Below are 17,652 nucleotides of genomic sequence, written 5' to 3'. Positions count from 1 at the left end.
GCACGAAAGATCATCACTTGCCCCTTCCGGAGTTGTCAGTCCCGTTCAGCATCGGCTCAGTCGCGATCCGTAATCGCGCAGTGCTGGCGCCTATGTCGGGCGTGACAGATTTGCCTTTCCGTCAGCTCGCCTGGCGTTACGGCGCGGGCCTTGTGGTGACTGAAATGGTCGCAAGCCGGGAACTTGTCGCCAATCGTGGGGAATCCTGGGCGCGGCTGAAAAATGCCGGGATGGTTCCGCATATGGTGCAGCTCGCCGGACGCGAAGCGCATTTTATGGCGGAAGCGGCAAAAATTGCCGCTGACAATGGCGCTGGCATCATCGACATCAATATGGGTTGTCCGGCCAAGAAGGTGACGGGCGGTTACTCCGGTTCGGCCTTGATGCGGGATCCTGATCATGCGCTGTCGTTGATAGAGGCGACCGTCGGCGCGGTCGATGTGCCCGTGACGCTGAAGATGCGGCTCGGCTGGGATGAAAACACCATCAATGCACCCGAAATTGCTCGCCGCGCTCAAGCCGCTGGCGTCCAGCTCATCACCATTCACGGCCGCACCCGCATGCAGTTTTACGAAGGACGGGCGAACTGGGATGCCATTCGCGCGGTGCGCGAGGTGATTTCCGTGCCGCTGATCGCCAATGGCGATGTCGAGACCGCCGAAGATGCGCGTGAAATCCTCAGCCGTTCCGGCGCGGATGCCGTTATGGTCGGTCGCGGTGCACAGGGTCAACCCTGGCTGCCGGCGGTACTGGCCGGACATGCAGCGCCGCAACGCGCCGATATTGCCGATATCGCCGTCGAACATTACGACATCATGCTCGAATTTTATGGAAGGGAAGCCGGTCTTCGGCATGCCCGCAAACATCTGGGCTGGTATCTCGACCGTTTCGCGACGGAGATCGCCACCACCGACAAGGCTAAAATCATGACATCGCGTGATACGGGGGAAGTGGCTGATCTGCTGCGCTCCGCCCTTTGCGACAATGCGGGCGAAGAAGCCGCAAGGAAGGCCGCATGAGCGCTGATAAACACAGCCCGGCAGATGCGAACCCGCTCGCCATGGCGGTTCTGAACGCGGTGCAGAATCCCGTTATTCTGGTGGATGCCGAAGGTTTCATCGCTTTTGCCAATTGGGAAGCAGAAGCTTTTTTCGGGGCCAGCGCCTCCCATCTCGCCCGCTACCGCGTCTCCACCTTCATTCCCTTCGGCAGTCCGCTGCTTGCGCTGATCGATCAGGTGCGGGAACGCCGCGCGCCGGTAAATGAATATCGGGTCGATCTGAGCTCCCCCCGGCTTGGACAGGACAAGCTCGTCGATCTCTATGTCGCGCCTGTTGTCAGCGAGCCGGGGTCTGTTGTCGTCGTCTTCCAGGAACGGTCGATGGCTGACAAGATCGACCGGCAATTGACCCATCGGGCTGCTGCACGCTCTGTCACCGGCCTTGCCTCGATGCTGGCGCATGAGATCAAGAACCCGCTTTCGGGCATTCGTGGTGCCGCGCAGCTTCTCGAGACATCGGTTGCCGATGAGGACCGTGCGCTGACGCGGCTGATCTGCGACGAGACCGATCGTATCGTCTCGCTGGTTGACCGCATGGAAGTGTTTTCCGACGAGCGTCCGGTGGACCGCGTGCCGGTCAACATCCATTCGGTGCTCGACCATGTGAAGGCCATAGCCAAGGCTGGCTTTGCCCGTAACATCAAGATTTCCGAGAATTATGATCCATCGCTGCCGGCGGTCTATGCCAATCGCGACCAGCTGGTGCAGGTCTTTCTCAATCTGGTGAAAAATGCGGCGGAAGCCGTCGGGAATCAGTCGGAGGGCGAGATCGTGCTGACGACGGCATATCGTCCCGGCATGCGCATGTCCGTGGCCGGCAGCCGCGAACGCATCTCGCTGCCGCTTGAATTTTGCGTGCATGACAATGGGCCGGGAGTGCCGTCCGATCTCCTGCCCCATCTCTTCGACCCCTTCATTACCACCAAGACGAATGGTTCGGGCCTGGGTCTGGCGCTTGTCGCCAAACTGATCGGCGCCCATGGCGGCATTGTCGAATGCGACAGCCAGAACCATCGCACGACTTTCCGCGTATTGATGCCCGTCTCGCCTGAAGTGGCGTTGGACGACCGCATCTTGCCGAACTCGACAGGAAATGACAGATGACAGCTACTATCCTCGTCGCCGATGATGATGCCGCGATCCGCACCGTGCTTAATCAGGCGCTCAGCCGTGCCGGTTACGATGTGCGCATCACGTCCAATGCCGCAACGCTCTGGCGCTGGGTTTCTGCCGGCGAGGGCGATCTGGTCGTTACCGATGTCGTGATGCCCGATGAAAACGCCTTCGATCTGCTTCCGCGCATCAAGAAGGCCCGCCCCGACCTGCCGGTTCTGGTGATGAGTGCCCAAAACACTTTCATGACCGCGATCAAGGCCTCGGAAAAGGGCGCTTACGATTACCTGCCCAAGCCGTTCGACCTGACAGAGCTGATTGCCATCATCGGCCGCGCCCTGTCGGAGCCGAAGCGCAAGCCCGCCAAACTGGACGACGATATGCAGGACGGCATGCCGCTCGTCGGCCGCTCGGCCGCCATGCAGGAAATCTACCGGGTTCTCGCCCGCCTGATGCAGACCGATCTGACGCTGATGATTACCGGCGAATCCGGTACCGGCAAGGAACTGGTGGCGCGCGCGCTGCATGATTACGGCAAGCGCCGCAACGGCCCCTTCGTCGCCATCAACATGGCGGCAATCCCGCGTGATCTGATCGAATCGGAACTGTTCGGCCATGAGAAGGGCGCCTTCACCGGCGCGCAGAACCGCTCGACCGGCCGTTTCGAACAGGCCGAGGGCGGCACGCTGTTTCTCGACGAAATCGGCGATATGCCAATGGACGCCCAGACGCGGCTGCTGCGCGTATTGCAGCAGGGCGAATATACGACGGTGGGCGGACGCACGCCGATCAGGACCGATGTTCGCATCGTCGCCGCCACCAACAAGGACTTGAAGCAGTCGATCAACCAGGGCCTTTTCCGCGAAGACCTCTATTACCGCCTGAACGTCGTGCCGCTGCGGCTACCGCCGCTGCGCGACCGCGCTGAGGATATTCCCGATCTGGTGCGCCATTTCATCCAGACGGGTGAGAAGGAGGGGCTGGAAGGAAAGCGTTTCGAGACCGAGGCGCTGGAAGTCATGAAGGCCTATGCCTGGCCCGGCAACGTGCGCGAACTCGAAAACCTGATCCGTCGCCTGATGGCGCTTTATCCGCAGGAAGTCATCACCCGCGAGATCATCGAGCAGGAATTGCAGTCGGATGTTCCAGACAGCCCGCTCGACAAGATGGCGGTCCGCACCGGCTCGTTGACCATTTCGCAGGCGGTCGAGGAAAACATGCGGGATTATTTCGCAAGTTTCGGCGAAGGCCTGCCGCCGCCGGGTCTCTACGACCGTGTTCTGCGCGAACTGGAATATCCGCTTATTCTTGCCGCCCTGACGGCGACGCGCGGTAACCAGATCAAGGCTGCCGATCTTCTTGGCCTCAACCGCAATACGCTGCGCAAGAAGATTCGCGAGCTTGGCGTTTCCGTGTATCGCAGCTCCCGCCCCAGCTGAGAATGTTGACAAGGCCGCGGTTGTCGTTGCATTTTCGCCACATTGTGTTGCTTGGAAAACACTAGGATGGAGAGAGATTCGCCGGCACGAGGCGGATTCGCCCATTTTCATGAATGTGGTGCTGGCTAGCCAGCGATTGGGAGAAATGCATGCGGAAACCCGCCGCCGAAAAAGCCGTTGCCGAAGACGCAGCGGGAATGGTGGTAGCCGATCGCAGGATGTCTTTCGCTCTGCCGGGGCTGGTGCTTGCCGGTGTCGCCCTTGTTTGCGCCATACTGACACTTTTCGTGCTTCTGGGCGTAACACCGATTGCGCCGACATCGAATGTCGTCATCGCCTCGGTCGTCATCAATTCGGTCTTTGTGATCGGACTGATCTTTCTCATCGGTCGGGAAATCAACCGCCTGCTGAAAGCGCGGAAAAAGGGCAGGGCGGCGGCACGCTTGCATGTGCGCATCGTCGTGCTGTTTTCCATCGTTGCGATTACACCGGCCGTTCTCGTCGCCATCTTCGCCAGTCTGACGCTGAATGTCGGTCTCGACCGCTGGTTTGCGCTACGTACCCAGTCGATCGTCGATTCCTCCAGCAATATCGCCCAGGCCTATATGATGGAGAATGCCGGTTATCTTCAGGGACAGACCCTGTCGATGGCCACCGACCTCGACCGCAATCGCGCGCTCTTTTATCTCGACCGCACCGGCTTCGTCGATCTCATGACCCGTCAGGCCAAGGGCCGTGGTCTTCTCGGCGCATTCCTGGTGCAGGAAGACGGCGACGCCGTCGCGCAAGCCGATATCAAGACGGAAAAGCCGCTTCCGGCCATTCCGCACGATGCGCTTGAAAAGGCCGCCGCTGGTCAACCAACCCTTATTCCGCCTGGCATCACCAATCTCGTCGGCGCCATCATCAAGCTCGAGGGCATCAGCGGTACGTTTCTTTACACCGTGCGTGCCGTCGATCCCAAGGTAATGGGCGCGATGCGGCTGATGGAAGAGAACCGCGCCGAATACAAGGCGATGGAGGCCGGCCGTGCGCCGTTGCAGATTGCGTTTGCAATCCTCTATCTCGGTTTCGCGCTGATCGTACTTCTGGCGGCGATCTGGACCGCGATTGCGGTAGCCGACCGTATCGTGCGTCCTATCCGTCTCCTCATCAGCGCAGCAGACAGTGTCGCCACCGGAAACATGCATGTGCTGGTTCCCGTTCGCGCCATCGATGGCGACGTTGGCCGCCTGTCGCGCACCTTCAACAAGATGGTCTCGGAACTGCGCAGCCAACAGGAACAGATCATTGAAGCGAAAGACGACATCGATGATCGCCGCCGCTTCATCGAGGCCGTATTGTCGGGCGTTACCGCCGCCGTTATCGGCATTGATGAAAATCGCAGGATCACCATCGTCAATCCTTCGGCTGAAGAATTCGTGGCGCTTTCCTCCGACCAGCTGATCGGTGCGCAACTATCTGATATCGCGCCTGAAATCGAAGAGGTCGTGACCGAGGCCAACACCTGGTCGCGCGGCAATTTCCGCAAGCAGATCAACATCATGCGGCGCGGCACAGAACGGACGCTCAATGTGCAGGTGACCCGTGAGGATGCGCGCGACAGCCGCGACAGCTACGTCATCACTCTCGACGATATCACCGATCTCGTCATTGCCCAGCGCTCGACCGCCTGGTCCGACGTCGCGCGGCGTATTGCGCATGAGATCAAGAATCCTCTGACACCTATCCAGCTTTCTGCCGAGCGCATCAAACGACGCTTCGGCAAGCAGATCGACGAGAACGATCGCGCCATCTTTGACCAGTGTACGGACACCATCGTCCGGCAGGTTGGTGACATCGGCCGGATGGTGGATGAATTCTCGGCCTTTGCGCGCATGCCGAAGCCCACGAAGGAAAAGTCGGACCTGCGTTCGATCTTGAAGGACGCGGCATTCCTCCGCGAAATAAGCGCCGCCGACACGAAATTCTCGACGGAATTTGGCGATGTCCCGCTGGAGGGCATGTTCGATGCCCGCATGCTGGGACAGGCGTTCGGCAATCTCATCAAGAATGCAACTGAAGCGATCGAGGCAGTGGAAGGCGAAAAGCGGCCAGGCAAAATCCTGGTGCGCGCATCCTTCGACGAGGCCAATTCGCGGTTCGTGGCTGACATCATCGACAATGGCAGAGGCTTGCCCGTCGAGAACCGTCACCGCATTCTCGAACCCTATATGACGATGCGGGACAAGGGCACGGGCCTCGGCCTCGCCATCGTCAAGAAAATCATCGAAGAGCATGGCGGGTATCTGGAACTCCACGATGCCCCGCCGGAGTTCGACCATGGCCACGGTGCCATGATCAGAGTGCTGCTGCCCTATATCGAGGCGGTCGGCGGCAAAAATAACAAGGAAGCAGCATATGGCGTCTGATATTCTGGTCGTGGATGACGAGGCGGACATTCGCGAAATCGTAGCGGGTATTCTTTCCGATGAAGGCCACGAGACGCGCATGGCGTTCGACAGCGACAGCGCGCTGGCCGCCATTTCCGAACGCGTGCCGCGTCTCATCTTTCTCGACATCTGGATGCAGGGGTCGAAGCTCGACGGTCTGGCCCTGCTGGACGAGATCAAGAGCCGCCATCCCGATATCCCTGTTGTGATGATTTCCGGTCACGGCAACATCGAAACCGCCGTCAACGCCATCAAGCGCGGCGCGTTCGATTTCATTGAGAAACCGTTCAAGGCAGACCGCCTGATCCTGATTGCCGAACGCGCGCTGGAGAACTCCAAGCTGAAGCGGGAGGTGCAGGAACTCAAGAAGCGCACTGGCGACGCGGTTGAACTCGTAGGCGCGTCGCTTGCGGTTTCCCAACTTCGCCAGACCATTGACCGCGTGGCGCCCACCAACAGCCGCATCATGATCCTCGGCCCCTCCGGTTCCGGTAAGGAGCTGGTGGCGCGCATGGTGCACAAGAAATCCTCGCGTGCCACAGGACCTTTCGTTGCGCTGAACGCTGCGACCATCACGCCGGACCGCATGGAAATCGCCTTGTTCGGTACCGAAGGTCTGCCCGGGCAGCCGCGCAAGGTGGGCGCTCTGGAAGAAGCCCATCGCGGTGTTCTCTATCTCGATGAAGTCGGCGAGATGCCGCGCGAAACCCAGAACAAGATCCTGCGCGTGCTGGTCGATCAGCAGTTCGAGCGTGTCGGTGGCGGCAAGCGGGTAAAGGTGGATGTGCGCATCATCTCCTCGACCGCCCATCACCTCGAAAGCCTGATCGCCGAAGGCCAGTTCCGCGAAGATCTATACCATCGCCTCGCCGTGGTGCCAGTGAAGGTGCCGGCGCTATCCGAGCGGCGTGAGGATATTCCTTTCCTCGTCGACATGTTCATGCGGCAGATTTCCGAACAGGCCGGCATCCGCCCGCGCAAGATCGGCGATGACGCCATGGCCGTTCTCCAGACGCATGACTGGCCGGGTAACATTCGCCAGCTCCGCAACAATATCGAGCGGCTGATGATTCTGGCACGCCCCGAAGGCGGTGAGGCACCAATCTCGGCAGACATGTTGCCGGCGGATATTGGCGACATGCTGCCGAAGATTTCGGCGCAAGGCGATCAGCACATCATGACCCTGCCGTTGCGCGAAGCACGTGAAATGTTCGAGCGGGACTATCTGGTTGCCCAGATCAACCGCTTCGGCGGCAATATTTCGCGAACGGCGGAATTTGTCGGCATGGAAAGATCGGCACTGCATCGCAAACTGAAATCTCTCGGCGTATAAGACACGAAGGCCCAAGTCGTCGTAATCGATTATTCCGTCAGAGAGACAGCATGAAAGTCATCATTTGCGGCGCAGGGCAGGTGGGTTACGGCATCGCCGAACAACTGTCGCGCGAGGATAATGAGGTATCGGTCATCGATACCTCCGCGACCCTCATTACCGCCATTACAGAGACGCTGGATGTGCGCGGTTATGTCGGCCATGGCGCCCATCCCGACATGCTGGCAAAGGCGGGTGCGGACCAGGCCGACATGATCATCGCCGTGACCCTGCATGACGAGATCAATATCGTCGCCTGCGAGGTTGCGCATGCGCTGTTCAGCGTTCCGACCAAAATCGCCCGCATCCGCGACCAAAGCTATCTCAAACCGGAATATGCCGATCTGTTCAGCCGCGAAAACATGTCGATCGACGTGACGATTTCGCCTGAAGTCGAAGTCGGCAAGATGGTACTCAGGCGCATCGCCTTTCCGGGTGCCACCGATGTCGTGCGTTTCGCCGACGACACGGTCTTCATGCTGGCAATCGAGTGCATGGAGGACTGCCCGGTCATCAACACGCCGCTGCAGCAGCTTTCCAACCTCTTTCCGGACCTTATCGCAACCGTGGTGGGTGTCTACCGGAACGGCATCCTCAAGGTCGCGCACTCCTCTGAGCAGCTGCGCGTCGGCGACCTCGCTTATGTCATCTGTCAGCGCCAGCACGCACGCCGCACCCTTGGCCTCTTCGGCCATGAGGAGCAGGAGGCGCAGCGCATCGTGATTGCGGGCGCGGGCAATATTGGCCACTTCGTCGCGCAGAAGATCGAGGAGTTGCAGCCTAAGACGCGGGTAAAGATCATCGAGGCGGATCGCGACAGGGCTATTGCCGCATCGGAACAGCTCAGCAACACCATTGTCATGCATGGTTCGGCGCTGGACCAGAAGATTTTGCTGCAGGCCGATATTCAGGATGCGGATCTGATCGTGACGCTCACCAACAGCGATCAGACCAATATACTGGCGGCGGTGATGGCCAAGCAGCTTGGCTGCAAATCCAACCTTGCATTGTTGAACAGCTCGTCCTTTCACGAGGTTGCGGATTCACTCGGTCTCGACGCCTATATCAATCCCCGGGCCGTTACCATTTCGCGCGTTCTCCAGCATGTGCGCAAGGGCCGTATTCGGTCTGTTTATGCCGTTCAGCGCGGCTCGGCGGAGGTAATCGAGGCAGAGGCGCTCGAGACTTCGCCGCTGGTCGGCCAGTCCTTCCGTGACATCGATATGCCTGATGGCGTGCGCATCGGCGCGATCTATCGCGACGGTGTGGTGATCCGCCCGGACGGCAGCACGAAGATCAAGGCGAAGGACCGCGTCGTGCTGTTTGCATCTGCCGATGCGGTGCGCGACGTGGAACAGCTTTTCCGGGTTTCGATACAATATTTCTGACTGTTTCGAATCGAAAAAGCAGGTCAATACTCGTACTCATTCGGCTGTTTTCGCCGTTGCGGAACAGGACACGATTTGATACCAGAGTTGCAGGTCGGCCAAGCGGGGGACTAGACTCGGCCGGCTTATTATTGATTGATTATTTTCCGGTATCCCTGCCGGCAAAAAAGAAAGAAGCGGCGCCATGGCGGAACGTTCTCAAAACCTTCAGGATCTTTTCCTCAATACCGTTCGTAAGCAAAAGATTTCGCTCACGATTTTCCTGATCAACGGCGTCAAGCTGACGGGCGTTGTCACTTCCTTCGATAATTTCTGCGTGCTTCTGCGCCGTGACGGTCACTCGCAGCTTGTTTACAAGCATGCGATCTCCACCATCATGCCCGGCCAACCGATGCAGATGTTCGAGAGCGAAGAAGGCGCAGCCTGATCAGGCTCCCTCAACGGTATCTTCGATATAAGCTGACCTGAACCGGGAACATTTCCGGTTCAATCAGGTTAATCCAGATAGTCGTCCGCACGGATGCGGTCGGCTGCAAATTCATTTCTTGATAAGGCTGAACCCATTACGACGCGCGACACCTCGAACGAATCGATCATCCCCGAACAGGAAAAGCACCGCGACGACATGCGTGCGGTGGTCATCGTGCCTGTCCTCAAGCAGCAGCGCGAAAGCCGTGATGCTGTGGCGGGTCCGGTTTCTCCTGTACGGTCTGTCGAGGCCAAGCTTGAGGAAGCAAAGGGGCTGGCGCTCGCCATTGATCTTGAGGTGACGCAAGGTCTTGTCGTGCCGGTCAACCAGCCGCGTCCGGCAACTTTGTTTGGAACCGGCAAGATCGAGGAAATCGGCCATCTTCTGGATGAAACCAATTCCGGTCTGGTGATCGTCGATCATCCTTTGACACCGGTGCAGCAGCGCAATCTTGAAAAGCAGTGGAATGCGAAGGTCATCGACAGGACGGGCCTGATCCTCGAAATCTTCGGCCGCCGCGCCTCCACCAAGGAAGGCACGTTGCAGGTCGATCTTGCGCATCTGAACTATCAGAAGGGCCGCCTCGTCAGAAGCTGGACCCACCTTGAACGCCAGCGCGGTGGCGCGGGTTTCATGGGCGGTCCGGGTGAAACGCAGATCGAGGCCGACCGTCGGCTGCTGCAGGATCGCATCGTCAAGCTCGAGCGCGAGCTGGAGCAGGTGGTGCGCACCCGCCAGCTTCACCGCGCCAAGCGCCGCAAGGTGCCGCATCCGATCGTGGCACTGGTCGGTTATACCAATGCCGGCAAGTCCACCCTATTCAATCGTATTACCGGCGCTGGCGTTCTGGCGGAAGACATGCTGTTCGCAACGCTCGATCCGACCTTGCGCCGCATGAAGCTGCCGCATGGCCGCACGGTTATCCTGTCCGATACCGTCGGTTTCATCTCCGATCTGCCGACGCATCTCGTCGCCGCTTTCCGCGCAACGCTGGAAGAGGTGCTGGAAGCCGATCTTATTTTGCACGTGCGCGACATGTCCGATCCGGATAATGCCGCCCAGTCGGCCGATGTGCTGCGCATTCTTGGCGATCTCGGTATTGATGAGAAGGAAGCCGAAAAACGCATCATCGAGGTCTGGAACAAGGTCGATCGTCTCGAACCCGAAGCGCATGACGCCATCATTGAACGTGCCGAGGGCCGCTCCGATATTCGTGCCGTTTCGGCGGTCACGGGCGAGGGCGTCGATGCCCTGATGGACGAGATTTCCGGCCGTCTGTCAGGTGTCCTGACGGAAACGACTGTCGTCCTCTCCGTCGAGCAATTGCCGCTGATCTCATGGGTCTACAGCAACTCCATCGTGGATAGCCGCGAAGACAATGAGGACGGTTCGGTTTCCCTTGATGTGCGCCTGTCGGAAGCGCAGGCCACCGAGCTGGAACGGAAGCTTGGAAAGGCAACCATCCGCGAGCGGGAAGACTGGGAGCAGTAAACGCTCCCAGAACGATTGCGGTATATTCCCTTATACTCAACGTCATCCTTGGGCTTGTCCCAAGGATCTAGACACACAGATACAATCAGGACGTCGCAGATGCTCGGGGCAGGCCAGAGCGTGACGCAGGAGAGGTCTAGATTTTCGTCACCACTGTCGAAAGCACCGGGCGCTCTGAATTTTTCGGCATATCTGGGTTATCAGGACGAAACCATATCCAGCGAGCGTTCGATGCGTTTTGCCGCCTGCCACAGGTCTTCCATTCTCTCAAGGCTCGCTTCCTGAAGCGTTTCGCCATTTTCGGTGAGCGACGTCTCGATGTGATTGAAACGCCTGCGGAATTTCGTATTGGTGCCGCGCAGCGCGTTTTCCGGATCGGCTTTGACATGGCGGCCGATATTGACCAGCGCGAAGATGAGATCGCCAAGTTCATCAGAGACCTTCTCCGGCTTTCCCTCCGCTAGCGCTTCACGCAGTTCGGCGATTTCCTCCTCGATCTTGTCGAGAATGGGGGCTGGATCCGACCAATCGAAACCGACACGCGCAGCCTGTTCCTGCAACTTCAGAGCCTCGGTCAGAGCCGGCTGGCTACGCTGCACACTGCCTAAAAAGCCGGCCTTGAAATCCTCGGTGATACCGCGGCGGGCGCGGCGTTCCGCACGCTCGCGCTTTTCCTCGGCCTTGATCTGGTCCCATTGCAGCTTGACGCTGTCAGGCGTATTGGCGGCGGAAACGGCAAAGACGTGCGGATGGCGGCGGATCATTTTGGACGTCACGGCCTCAACCACGTCACCAAAGGCGAATTCGCCCCGTTCCTCGGCGATGCGGGCATGGAAAACCACCTGCAGCAACAGGTCGCCCAGTTCTTCGCAAAGATCGTCCATATCCCTGCGCTCGATGGCGTCGGCAACCTCATAAGCCTCTTCGATGGTGTAAGGCTTGATCGTCTCGAAGGTCTGGACGACATCCCAGGGGCAGCCGGTTTCCGGCTGGCGCAGGGCTTCCATGATCTCGATCAGGCGGGAAATATCCTTCGAGGCTTCCATAGTCTTTCAAACCTTCGTTCTTTATTTTCATACATATCCAGGCGGAAAACCGTCTAGAAATGCTCTAGTTCAGCGGAATATCGTTGCCGCTCTTCGATGACTGATAGCTGGTGGAAAGCTCGTCATAGGCAGCCTTGATGCGGGCCGTCTGCGCCTTCAGCTCGGTCTTCAGCGGATCGTCTTCGCTCTCCACCAGATCGGCAATGAAGAAAGAGTTCCAGAAGGCGTTGCTGCGGCGATACCCGCCCGGCTCCAGCCCGAAAACTTCCTTGAGGATTTTCAGGTCGTGCGGAATGGCGAAAGCGTCGCGCGAATCCTCGTGGCTGAAAAAGGAGTAGAAATTGTCGAAGCCGGCCCAGGTGATGGCGGACATGCACATGGTGCAGGGTTCATGGGTGGAAAGGAAAATCAATTCCTTGGTGTTCGGTTTCTCACCCAGCTCGTAAAACCGCTTCAGCGCGTGCACTTCGCCATGCCAGAGCGGGTTTTCCAACTCGTTATTCGTCTCCGCGATCACCAGCGACAGGTCGGATTTGCGCAGGATCGCCGCACCGAAAACCTTGTTGCCGAGGCTGACGCCGCGCGCCGTCAGGGGCAGGATATCGTGTTCGATAACATCGAGAAGACGGGCGGCAATTGTCGAACTGGTCAAGGGTCTGATCCTTCGTACCGCCTCAGAGTGAAGCGGTTTTTGCATGGAGAAATCGACGAAAATAGTCCCTTCTTGTTCGGCGCGAGGGCCTAATTTGTCAAGGGATTCTCATGGGATTTCGAGGCGTTCGACAGGGTTGATAAAGGTGCGCCGGTTAGTTTTCCTCAAAAACAGGGGTGTTCGAGAAATAAAAATCCAGGTGTCGGAAAGGCTTGAATTTCTGTTTCTTCAATCTTGCGCCGCAATGCGTGATAAATGCCCGATGCACAACGAACATGATTTTTCCGCTTCTGGCGATCGCCTTTCGACCTTCCCCGCGTTCTTCCGGGTTGAGGGACGGCAGGTCGCTGTTTTCGGCAATGGCGACGAGGCCTTTGCGAAGGTAAGGCTGCTTGCCAATACCAATGCACATATCATTGCTTATGCCGACGAGCCGGAAGCGGATTTTGCGCGCTATATCAGCGAAAACGGCATCGATCATCGGGCCTTGGGTTTCGCAAGCCAGCTGATTGAAGGCGCAACGCTGGTTTTTGCCGCCACTGGGGACGAGGCACTGGACCGTGAGATCGTTTCGGCTGCGCGCGCCAAGAAAATCCCCGCCAATGCGGTGGATCAGCCGGAGTTCTGCGATTTCTTCACGCCGGCACTCGTCGCCCGCGCACCCGTCGCCATCGCCATTGGCACCGAAGGCGCAGGCCCGGTTCTTGCCCAGATGATCCGTGCACGCATCGATCAGATGCTGTCTCCGTCGCTGGGCAAGCTTGCGCGCCTCGCCGTGCAATATCGTGACGCCGCCGAGCAGAATGTTCCCAAGGGCGCGTTGCGGCGCAATTTCTGGCGCCGGTTCTTTTCCGGTGCTGTCGCAGATGCCGTCGCTCTCGGCGATACATCATCCGCCCGCCATGCCGCTGACCGTTTGCTGCAATCGCCCGAGCGCAGCGAAGGCCGCGTCTGGCTTGTCGGCGCTGGTCCTGGTGCTGAAGATTTGCTGACGCTGCGCGCGCAGCGCGTGCTGATGGAAGCGGATGTGATCGTCTACGATGCGCTAGTGCCGCAGGCAATCGTTGACATGGGGCGCCGCGACGCCGAGCGGCTGTCCGTCGGCAAACGCAAGGGCTGCCACAGCAAGTCGCAGGATGAGATCAACCGCCTGCTGGTGCGTCTTGGTAAAGACGGCAAGCGCGTCGTGCGCCTCAAATCCGGTGATCCGCTGGTCTATGGCCGGGCGGGAGAGGAAATGGCGGCGCTGCGCGATGCCGGTATCGGTTACGAGATCGTTCCGGGCATTACCTCCGCCTTCGCCGCTGCTGCGGATTTCGAATTGCCCTTGACGCTGCGCGGTGTCGCTTCGTCGCTGATTTTCACCACCGGCCACGATCTGACTGGCGATGTCCTGCCGGACTGGGCGCGGCTTGCCGTCTCCGGCGCTACCATTGCTGTCTATATGGGCCGCAGCGTTGCCGCGTCGGTCGCGACGAGGCTGATAGAGGCAGGTCTGGGCGTGGAAACGACCGTAGCCGTCATCGAAAATGCCAGCCGCGCGGATCGCCGCCTGCTGCATGGCACTTTGAACGATCTCCCCGACCTCGAACATCGCCACGAACTGACCGGTCCGGTCATGGTCATTATCGGCGATGCCGTGGCGGGCGCCAATTTTGACAGGTCCGAGGCGCTCGCGCTTGTTGCGCGGCCAGCGAACCTTAAAAGGGAGTATGCAAATGGCTGACAAGGTTTTGACCGCCAACCGCCTGGGCGATGGGATCGCTGTATGGCTCGATGCCAATGGCGAATGGACGGAGAACCTGCAGGACGCAATCGTCGCCCGCCACGCGGAGGCCGTCGCTTCGTTCGAGGAAATCGGCAAGCGGGATTTTTCCGCCAACAAGGTCGTTGACGTGAATGTCATCGACGTGGTGGAGGAGAATGGCAAGCTTTGGCCGACGCGGCTTCGTGAGCGCATTCGCGCCGCTGGCCCGACCATGCACTATGCCAACGGCTTCAAGCCGGCCGATGCAGCATTCATCGCAGTCTGAGGAAGAATATGTACCGTTACGACGAGTTCGATCACGCATTTGTTGAAGGCCGCGTGGCACAGTTTCGCGATCAGGTCGAGCGCCGGTTGTCCGGCGAGCTTGCTGAGGACGCGTTCAAGCCGCTGCGCCTTATGAACGGTGTCTATCTCCAGCTCCATGCCTATATGCTGCGCGTCGCCATTCCCTACGGCACGCTGAATTCGCAGCAGATGCGGATGCTGGCCCATATCGCCCGCAAATATGACCGGGGTTACGGCCACTTCACCACCCGCCAGAACATTCAGTACAACTGGCCGCGCCTGTCCGACACGCCCGATATCCTCTCCGAACTGGCAAGCGTGGAAATGCATGCGCTGCAGACCTCGGGTAACTGCATTCGCAACGTGACCGCCGACCATTTCGCGGGCGCCGCCGCAGACGAGGTCGCCGATCCGCGTCCTTATGCGGAAATCCTGCGTCAATGGTCTTCCGTGCATCCGGAGTTCTCGTTCCTGCCGCGCAAGTTCAAGATCGCTGTAACGGGCGCCGAGCGCGACCGCGCCGCGATTCAGGTTCACGATATCGGCCTGCATCTGAAAAAGAACGACAAGGGCGAGATCGGTTTTGCCGTCTATGTCGGCGGCGGGCAGGGCCGTACGCCGATGATCGCCAAGAAGATCCGCGACTTCCTGCCGGAAGAAGACCTGCTGTCCTATACCACGGCCGTCATGCGCGTTTACAACCTGCACGGCCGCCGCGACAACAAGTACAAGGCGCGTATCAAGATCCTCGTGCATGAAACCGGCGCAGAAGAACTGGCCCGCCAGGTCGAGGTTGAATTCGCGGAGCTGAAAGACACGGAATTGAAGCTGCCGGATGCCGATATTGCGGCCATCACCGCCTATTTCGCACCGCCGGCACTTAAGGACCGTCCTGAAGGCTGGGAGAGCCTGGCGCGCTGGAAGCGGGCGGATGAGGGTTTTGCCCGTTTTGTCGAGCAGAACGTCCAGCCGCATAAGCATCCGGACTACGGCATGGTGACGATTTCCCTGAAGCCGATTGGCGGCATTCCCGGCGATGCGACCGACGAGCAGATGGAACTCGTCGCCGATATCGCCGCCGAATACGCGTTTGACGAAATCCGCATCAGCCACGAGCAGAACATCATCCTGCCGCATGTGGCACTGGCCGATCTCGAGCCGGTCTATCGCGCACTTGTAGGAGCCGGACTGGCGACTGCCAATGCCGGGTTGATCACCGATATCATTGCCTGTCCCGGGCTGGACTATTGCGCGCTTGCCAATGCGCGCTCCATTCCGGTGGCGCAGGAAATCTCTACCCGTTTTGGCGCGCCGGAACGTCAGGCGGAAATCGGCGAGCTTAAGATCAAGATTTCCGGCTGCATCAATGCCTGCGGCCACCACCATGTCGGCCATATCGGTCTTCTGGGTGTTGAGAAGAAGGGTGCGGAACTCTACCAGATCACGCTTGGCGGATCGGGTGATGAAAACACCTCGATTGGTGAGATCATTGGCCGCGGTTTCGAGCCGGAAAAAGTGACCGACGCGGTGGAAACCATCGTCGACACCTATCTGGGCTTGCGTCTTTCGAAGGAAGAAACCTTCCTCGAAGCCTATCGCCGCGTCGGACCGCAGCCGTTCAAGGATGCGCTCTACGGTTCCGCCGCTGAAGCCGCCTGAGGAGATTGCCATGACGAAAATCTGGAACCGCGACGGCTTCGTGGAAAACGATCCCTGGGTGATCGAAACGGAAGAAGTGAAGGCAACTGCCGAGCAGAAACCGGTGCTGTCGCTTGCTGATTTCCTTGTCCGTGCGGCTGAAAGCAATGATGTCGGCCTCGGCGTTCTGATTGCGCCTGCCGACGATGTCACCCGACTCGAGCCCTATCTCGACCGCATCGACCTTGTCGCCGTCAGCTTCCCGGCCTTCAATGACGGGCGGGGTTTCAGCCATGCCTCGTTGCTGCGCAGCCGTCTTGATTTTGCCGGCGAGGTGAGGGCGGTTGGCGATGTTTTGATCGACCAGGTGCCGCTGATGCTGCGCACCGGCTTTACCAGCTTTGCGGTCACGAACGAGACGGCGATCCGCCGCCTCTCCGAAAATCGCCTGCCGGAAATCCCGGTCTATTACCAGCCGACGGCCCTTTCGGCCAAGGGTGGAGAGGCCTATAGCTGGCGCCGCCGTGCGGCCCAATGACGCGTTGCACGGAAATATGAGTTTTAGATGCATATTTTCTGCGCGCATGGCAGTATTGATATTCTCATGCCTTCAAACCGCGGCAAAAATGGTATAATTGCCCGGTCGAAGAATGTCGCTTATCGAATGAATGGACGGAACCTGAAATGAACGCGCCAGCCAAGACGGAAGATTTCGCGATCAAGATACCTGATGGTGTTTACGCCGAGACAGTTTTGTCGGTGGAGCACTATACGGATCACCTGTTCCGTTTCCGCATGACGCGTCCGGCCGGCTTCCGCTTCCGCTCCGGCGAATTCGCCATGATCGGCCTGATGGTCGGCGAAAAGCCGATCTACCGCGCCTATTCCATCGCCAGCCCTGCCTGGGACGAGGAGCTTGAATTCTTCTCGATCAAGGTTCCGGATGGCCCGCTGACCTCGCATCTTCAGGCGATCAAGCCCGGCGATACCGTGCTTATGCGCAAGAAGCCGACAGGAACTCTGGTTCTGGATGCCCTGACACCAGGCAGACGGCTCTATATGTTCTCGACCGGCACCGGCATTGCACCTTTCGCAAGCCTGATCCGCGATCCCGAGACCTATGAAAAGTTTGAAGAGGTCATCCTCACCCATACCTGCCGCGATGTGGCCGAACTGAAATACGGTTTCGATCTGGTCGAGGAAATCAGGAACCATGAATTCCTGAACGAGATCGTCGGCGACAAGCTCAAGCACTATGCGACTGTCACGCGCGAGGATTATCCCTTCAAGGGCCGCATCACCTCGCTGATTGAGAACGGCAAGCTGTTTGCGGATCTGGGTGTTCCCGCACTCGATCCCGCGATCGATCGCGGCATGATCTGCGGTTCTTCGGCCATGCTGAAGGACACGAAGGAGCTTCTTGAAAAGGCCGGCCTTAACGAAGGTGCGAACAACAAGCCTGCCGAGTTCGTCATCGAGCGCGCTTTCGTCGGATAACC

15 protein-coding genes are annotated in these 17,652 nt (G+C 59.0%); 13 read left to right on the top strand and 2 right to left on the bottom strand.

Annotated features, from left to right (window positions below):
• The first annotated feature begins 32 nt into the window (after nucleotides 1-32).
• The 8 genes from dusB to hflX all read left to right on the top strand — a co-directional run bounded on the left by dusB (nucleotide 33) and on the right by hflX (nucleotide 10,764).
• The gene (gene dusB / locus ACQZ63_RS00235) at nucleotides 33-1,019 is read left to right on the top strand and encodes a tRNA dihydrouridine synthase DusB (protein WP_448799106.1); all 987 of its coding nucleotides are present in this window, start codon (nucleotides 33-35) and stop codon (nucleotides 1,017-1,019) included.
• Nucleotides 1,016-2,164 carry a two-component system sensor histidine kinase NtrB gene (locus ACQZ63_RS00230; protein WP_113555830.1) on the top strand — a complete coding sequence of 383 codons (1,149 nt, stop codon included), beginning with the start codon at nucleotides 1,016-1,018 and terminating at the stop codon, nucleotides 2,162-2,164. Before dusB ends, ACQZ63_RS00230 begins: the two co-directional genes overlap by 4 nt.
• Nucleotides 2,161-3,612 carry a nitrogen regulation protein NR(I) gene (ntrC, locus tag ACQZ63_RS00225; protein ID WP_003512914.1) on the top strand — a complete coding sequence of 484 codons (1,452 nt, stop codon included), beginning with the start codon at nucleotides 2,161-2,163 and terminating at the stop codon, nucleotides 3,610-3,612. Before ACQZ63_RS00230 ends, ntrC begins: the two co-directional genes overlap by 4 nt.
• A gap of 149 nt (nucleotides 3,613-3,761) precedes the next feature.
• Nucleotides 3,762-6,023 carry a sensor histidine kinase NtrY-like gene (locus tag ACQZ63_RS00220; protein ID WP_003512916.1) on the top strand — a complete coding sequence of 754 codons (2,262 nt, stop codon included), beginning with the start codon at nucleotides 3,762-3,764 and terminating at the stop codon, nucleotides 6,021-6,023.
• Nucleotides 6,013-7,377 carry a nitrogen assimilation response regulator NtrX gene (ntrX, locus tag ACQZ63_RS00215; RefSeq protein ID WP_003512918.1) on the top strand — a complete coding sequence of 455 codons (1,365 nt, stop codon included), beginning with the start codon at nucleotides 6,013-6,015 and terminating at the stop codon, nucleotides 7,375-7,377. Before ACQZ63_RS00220 ends, ntrX begins: the two co-directional genes overlap by 11 nt.
• A gap of 50 nt (nucleotides 7,378-7,427) precedes the next feature.
• Nucleotides 7,428-8,804, top strand: coding sequence for a Trk system potassium transporter TrkA (gene trkA / locus ACQZ63_RS00210; RefSeq protein ID WP_003512920.1), 1,377 nt, complete (start codon nucleotides 7,428-7,430; stop codon nucleotides 8,802-8,804).
• A 184-nt stretch (nucleotides 8,805-8,988) separates the two neighbouring features.
• The gene (hfq, locus tag ACQZ63_RS00205) at nucleotides 8,989-9,231 is read left to right on the top strand and encodes an RNA chaperone Hfq (RefSeq protein WP_003496145.1); all 243 of its coding nucleotides are present in this window, start codon (nucleotides 8,989-8,991) and stop codon (nucleotides 9,229-9,231) included.
• Between the two features lie 93 nt (nucleotides 9,232-9,324).
• On the top strand, nucleotides 9,325-10,764 hold the full coding sequence (hflX, locus tag ACQZ63_RS00200; RefSeq protein ID WP_174002787.1) for a GTPase HflX: 1,440 nt from the start codon (nucleotides 9,325-9,327) through the stop codon (nucleotides 10,762-10,764).
• A 200-nt stretch (nucleotides 10,765-10,964) separates the two neighbouring features.
• On the opposite strand, the gene mazG is transcribed toward hflX, so the two are convergent.
• Both mazG and ACQZ63_RS00190 read right to left on the bottom strand, forming a co-directional pair.
• Complete coding sequence (gene mazG / locus ACQZ63_RS00195; protein WP_113555829.1) at nucleotides 10,965-11,810, bottom strand: nucleoside triphosphate pyrophosphohydrolase; 846 nt, start codon at nucleotides 11,808-11,810, stop codon at nucleotides 10,965-10,967.
• 64 nt (nucleotides 11,811-11,874) lie between these two features.
• Nucleotides 11,875-12,462, bottom strand: a complete 588-nt coding sequence (locus ACQZ63_RS00190; RefSeq protein WP_038490910.1) for a deaminase — start codon at nucleotides 12,460-12,462, stop codon at nucleotides 11,875-11,877.
• 262 nt (nucleotides 12,463-12,724) lie between these two features.
• Here ACQZ63_RS00190 and cysG point away from each other — a divergent pair, with 262 nt between their 5' ends.
• From cysG to ACQZ63_RS00165, 5 genes are all read left to right on the top strand, one after another.
• Nucleotides 12,725-14,188 (top strand): siroheme synthase CysG, encoded by a 1,464-nt coding sequence (cysG, locus tag ACQZ63_RS00185; protein WP_113556008.1) that lies wholly within the window; start codon nucleotides 12,725-12,727, stop codon nucleotides 14,186-14,188.
• Nucleotides 14,181-14,495, top strand: a complete 315-nt coding sequence (locus ACQZ63_RS00180; protein ID WP_003512933.1) for a DUF2849 domain-containing protein — start codon at nucleotides 14,181-14,183, stop codon at nucleotides 14,493-14,495. The genes cysG and ACQZ63_RS00180 overlap by 8 nt, the downstream gene beginning before the upstream one ends.
• 8 nt (nucleotides 14,496-14,503) lie before the next feature.
• Entirely contained in the window at nucleotides 14,504-16,174 is a 1,671-nt protein-coding gene (locus ACQZ63_RS00175) for a nitrite/sulfite reductase (RefSeq protein ID WP_113555828.1), read from the top strand.
• A gap of 10 nt (nucleotides 16,175-16,184) precedes the next feature.
• A complete protein-coding gene (locus tag ACQZ63_RS00170) occupies nucleotides 16,185-16,691 on the top strand; it encodes a DUF934 domain-containing protein (RefSeq protein ID WP_003502665.1) in 507 nt (168 codons plus the stop codon).
• 146 nt (nucleotides 16,692-16,837) lie between these two features.
• On the top strand, nucleotides 16,838-17,650 hold the full coding sequence (locus ACQZ63_RS00165) for a ferredoxin--NADP reductase (RefSeq protein WP_003512938.1): 813 nt from the start codon (nucleotides 16,838-16,840) through the stop codon (nucleotides 17,648-17,650).
• Nucleotides 17,651-17,652: the final 2 nt, after the last annotated feature.

This window comes from Agrobacterium sp. CG160-95 (assembly GCF_053521725.1).
Note: the sequence above shows the minus strand (reverse complement) of the source record. Positions and strands in the feature narration are given on the sequence as shown.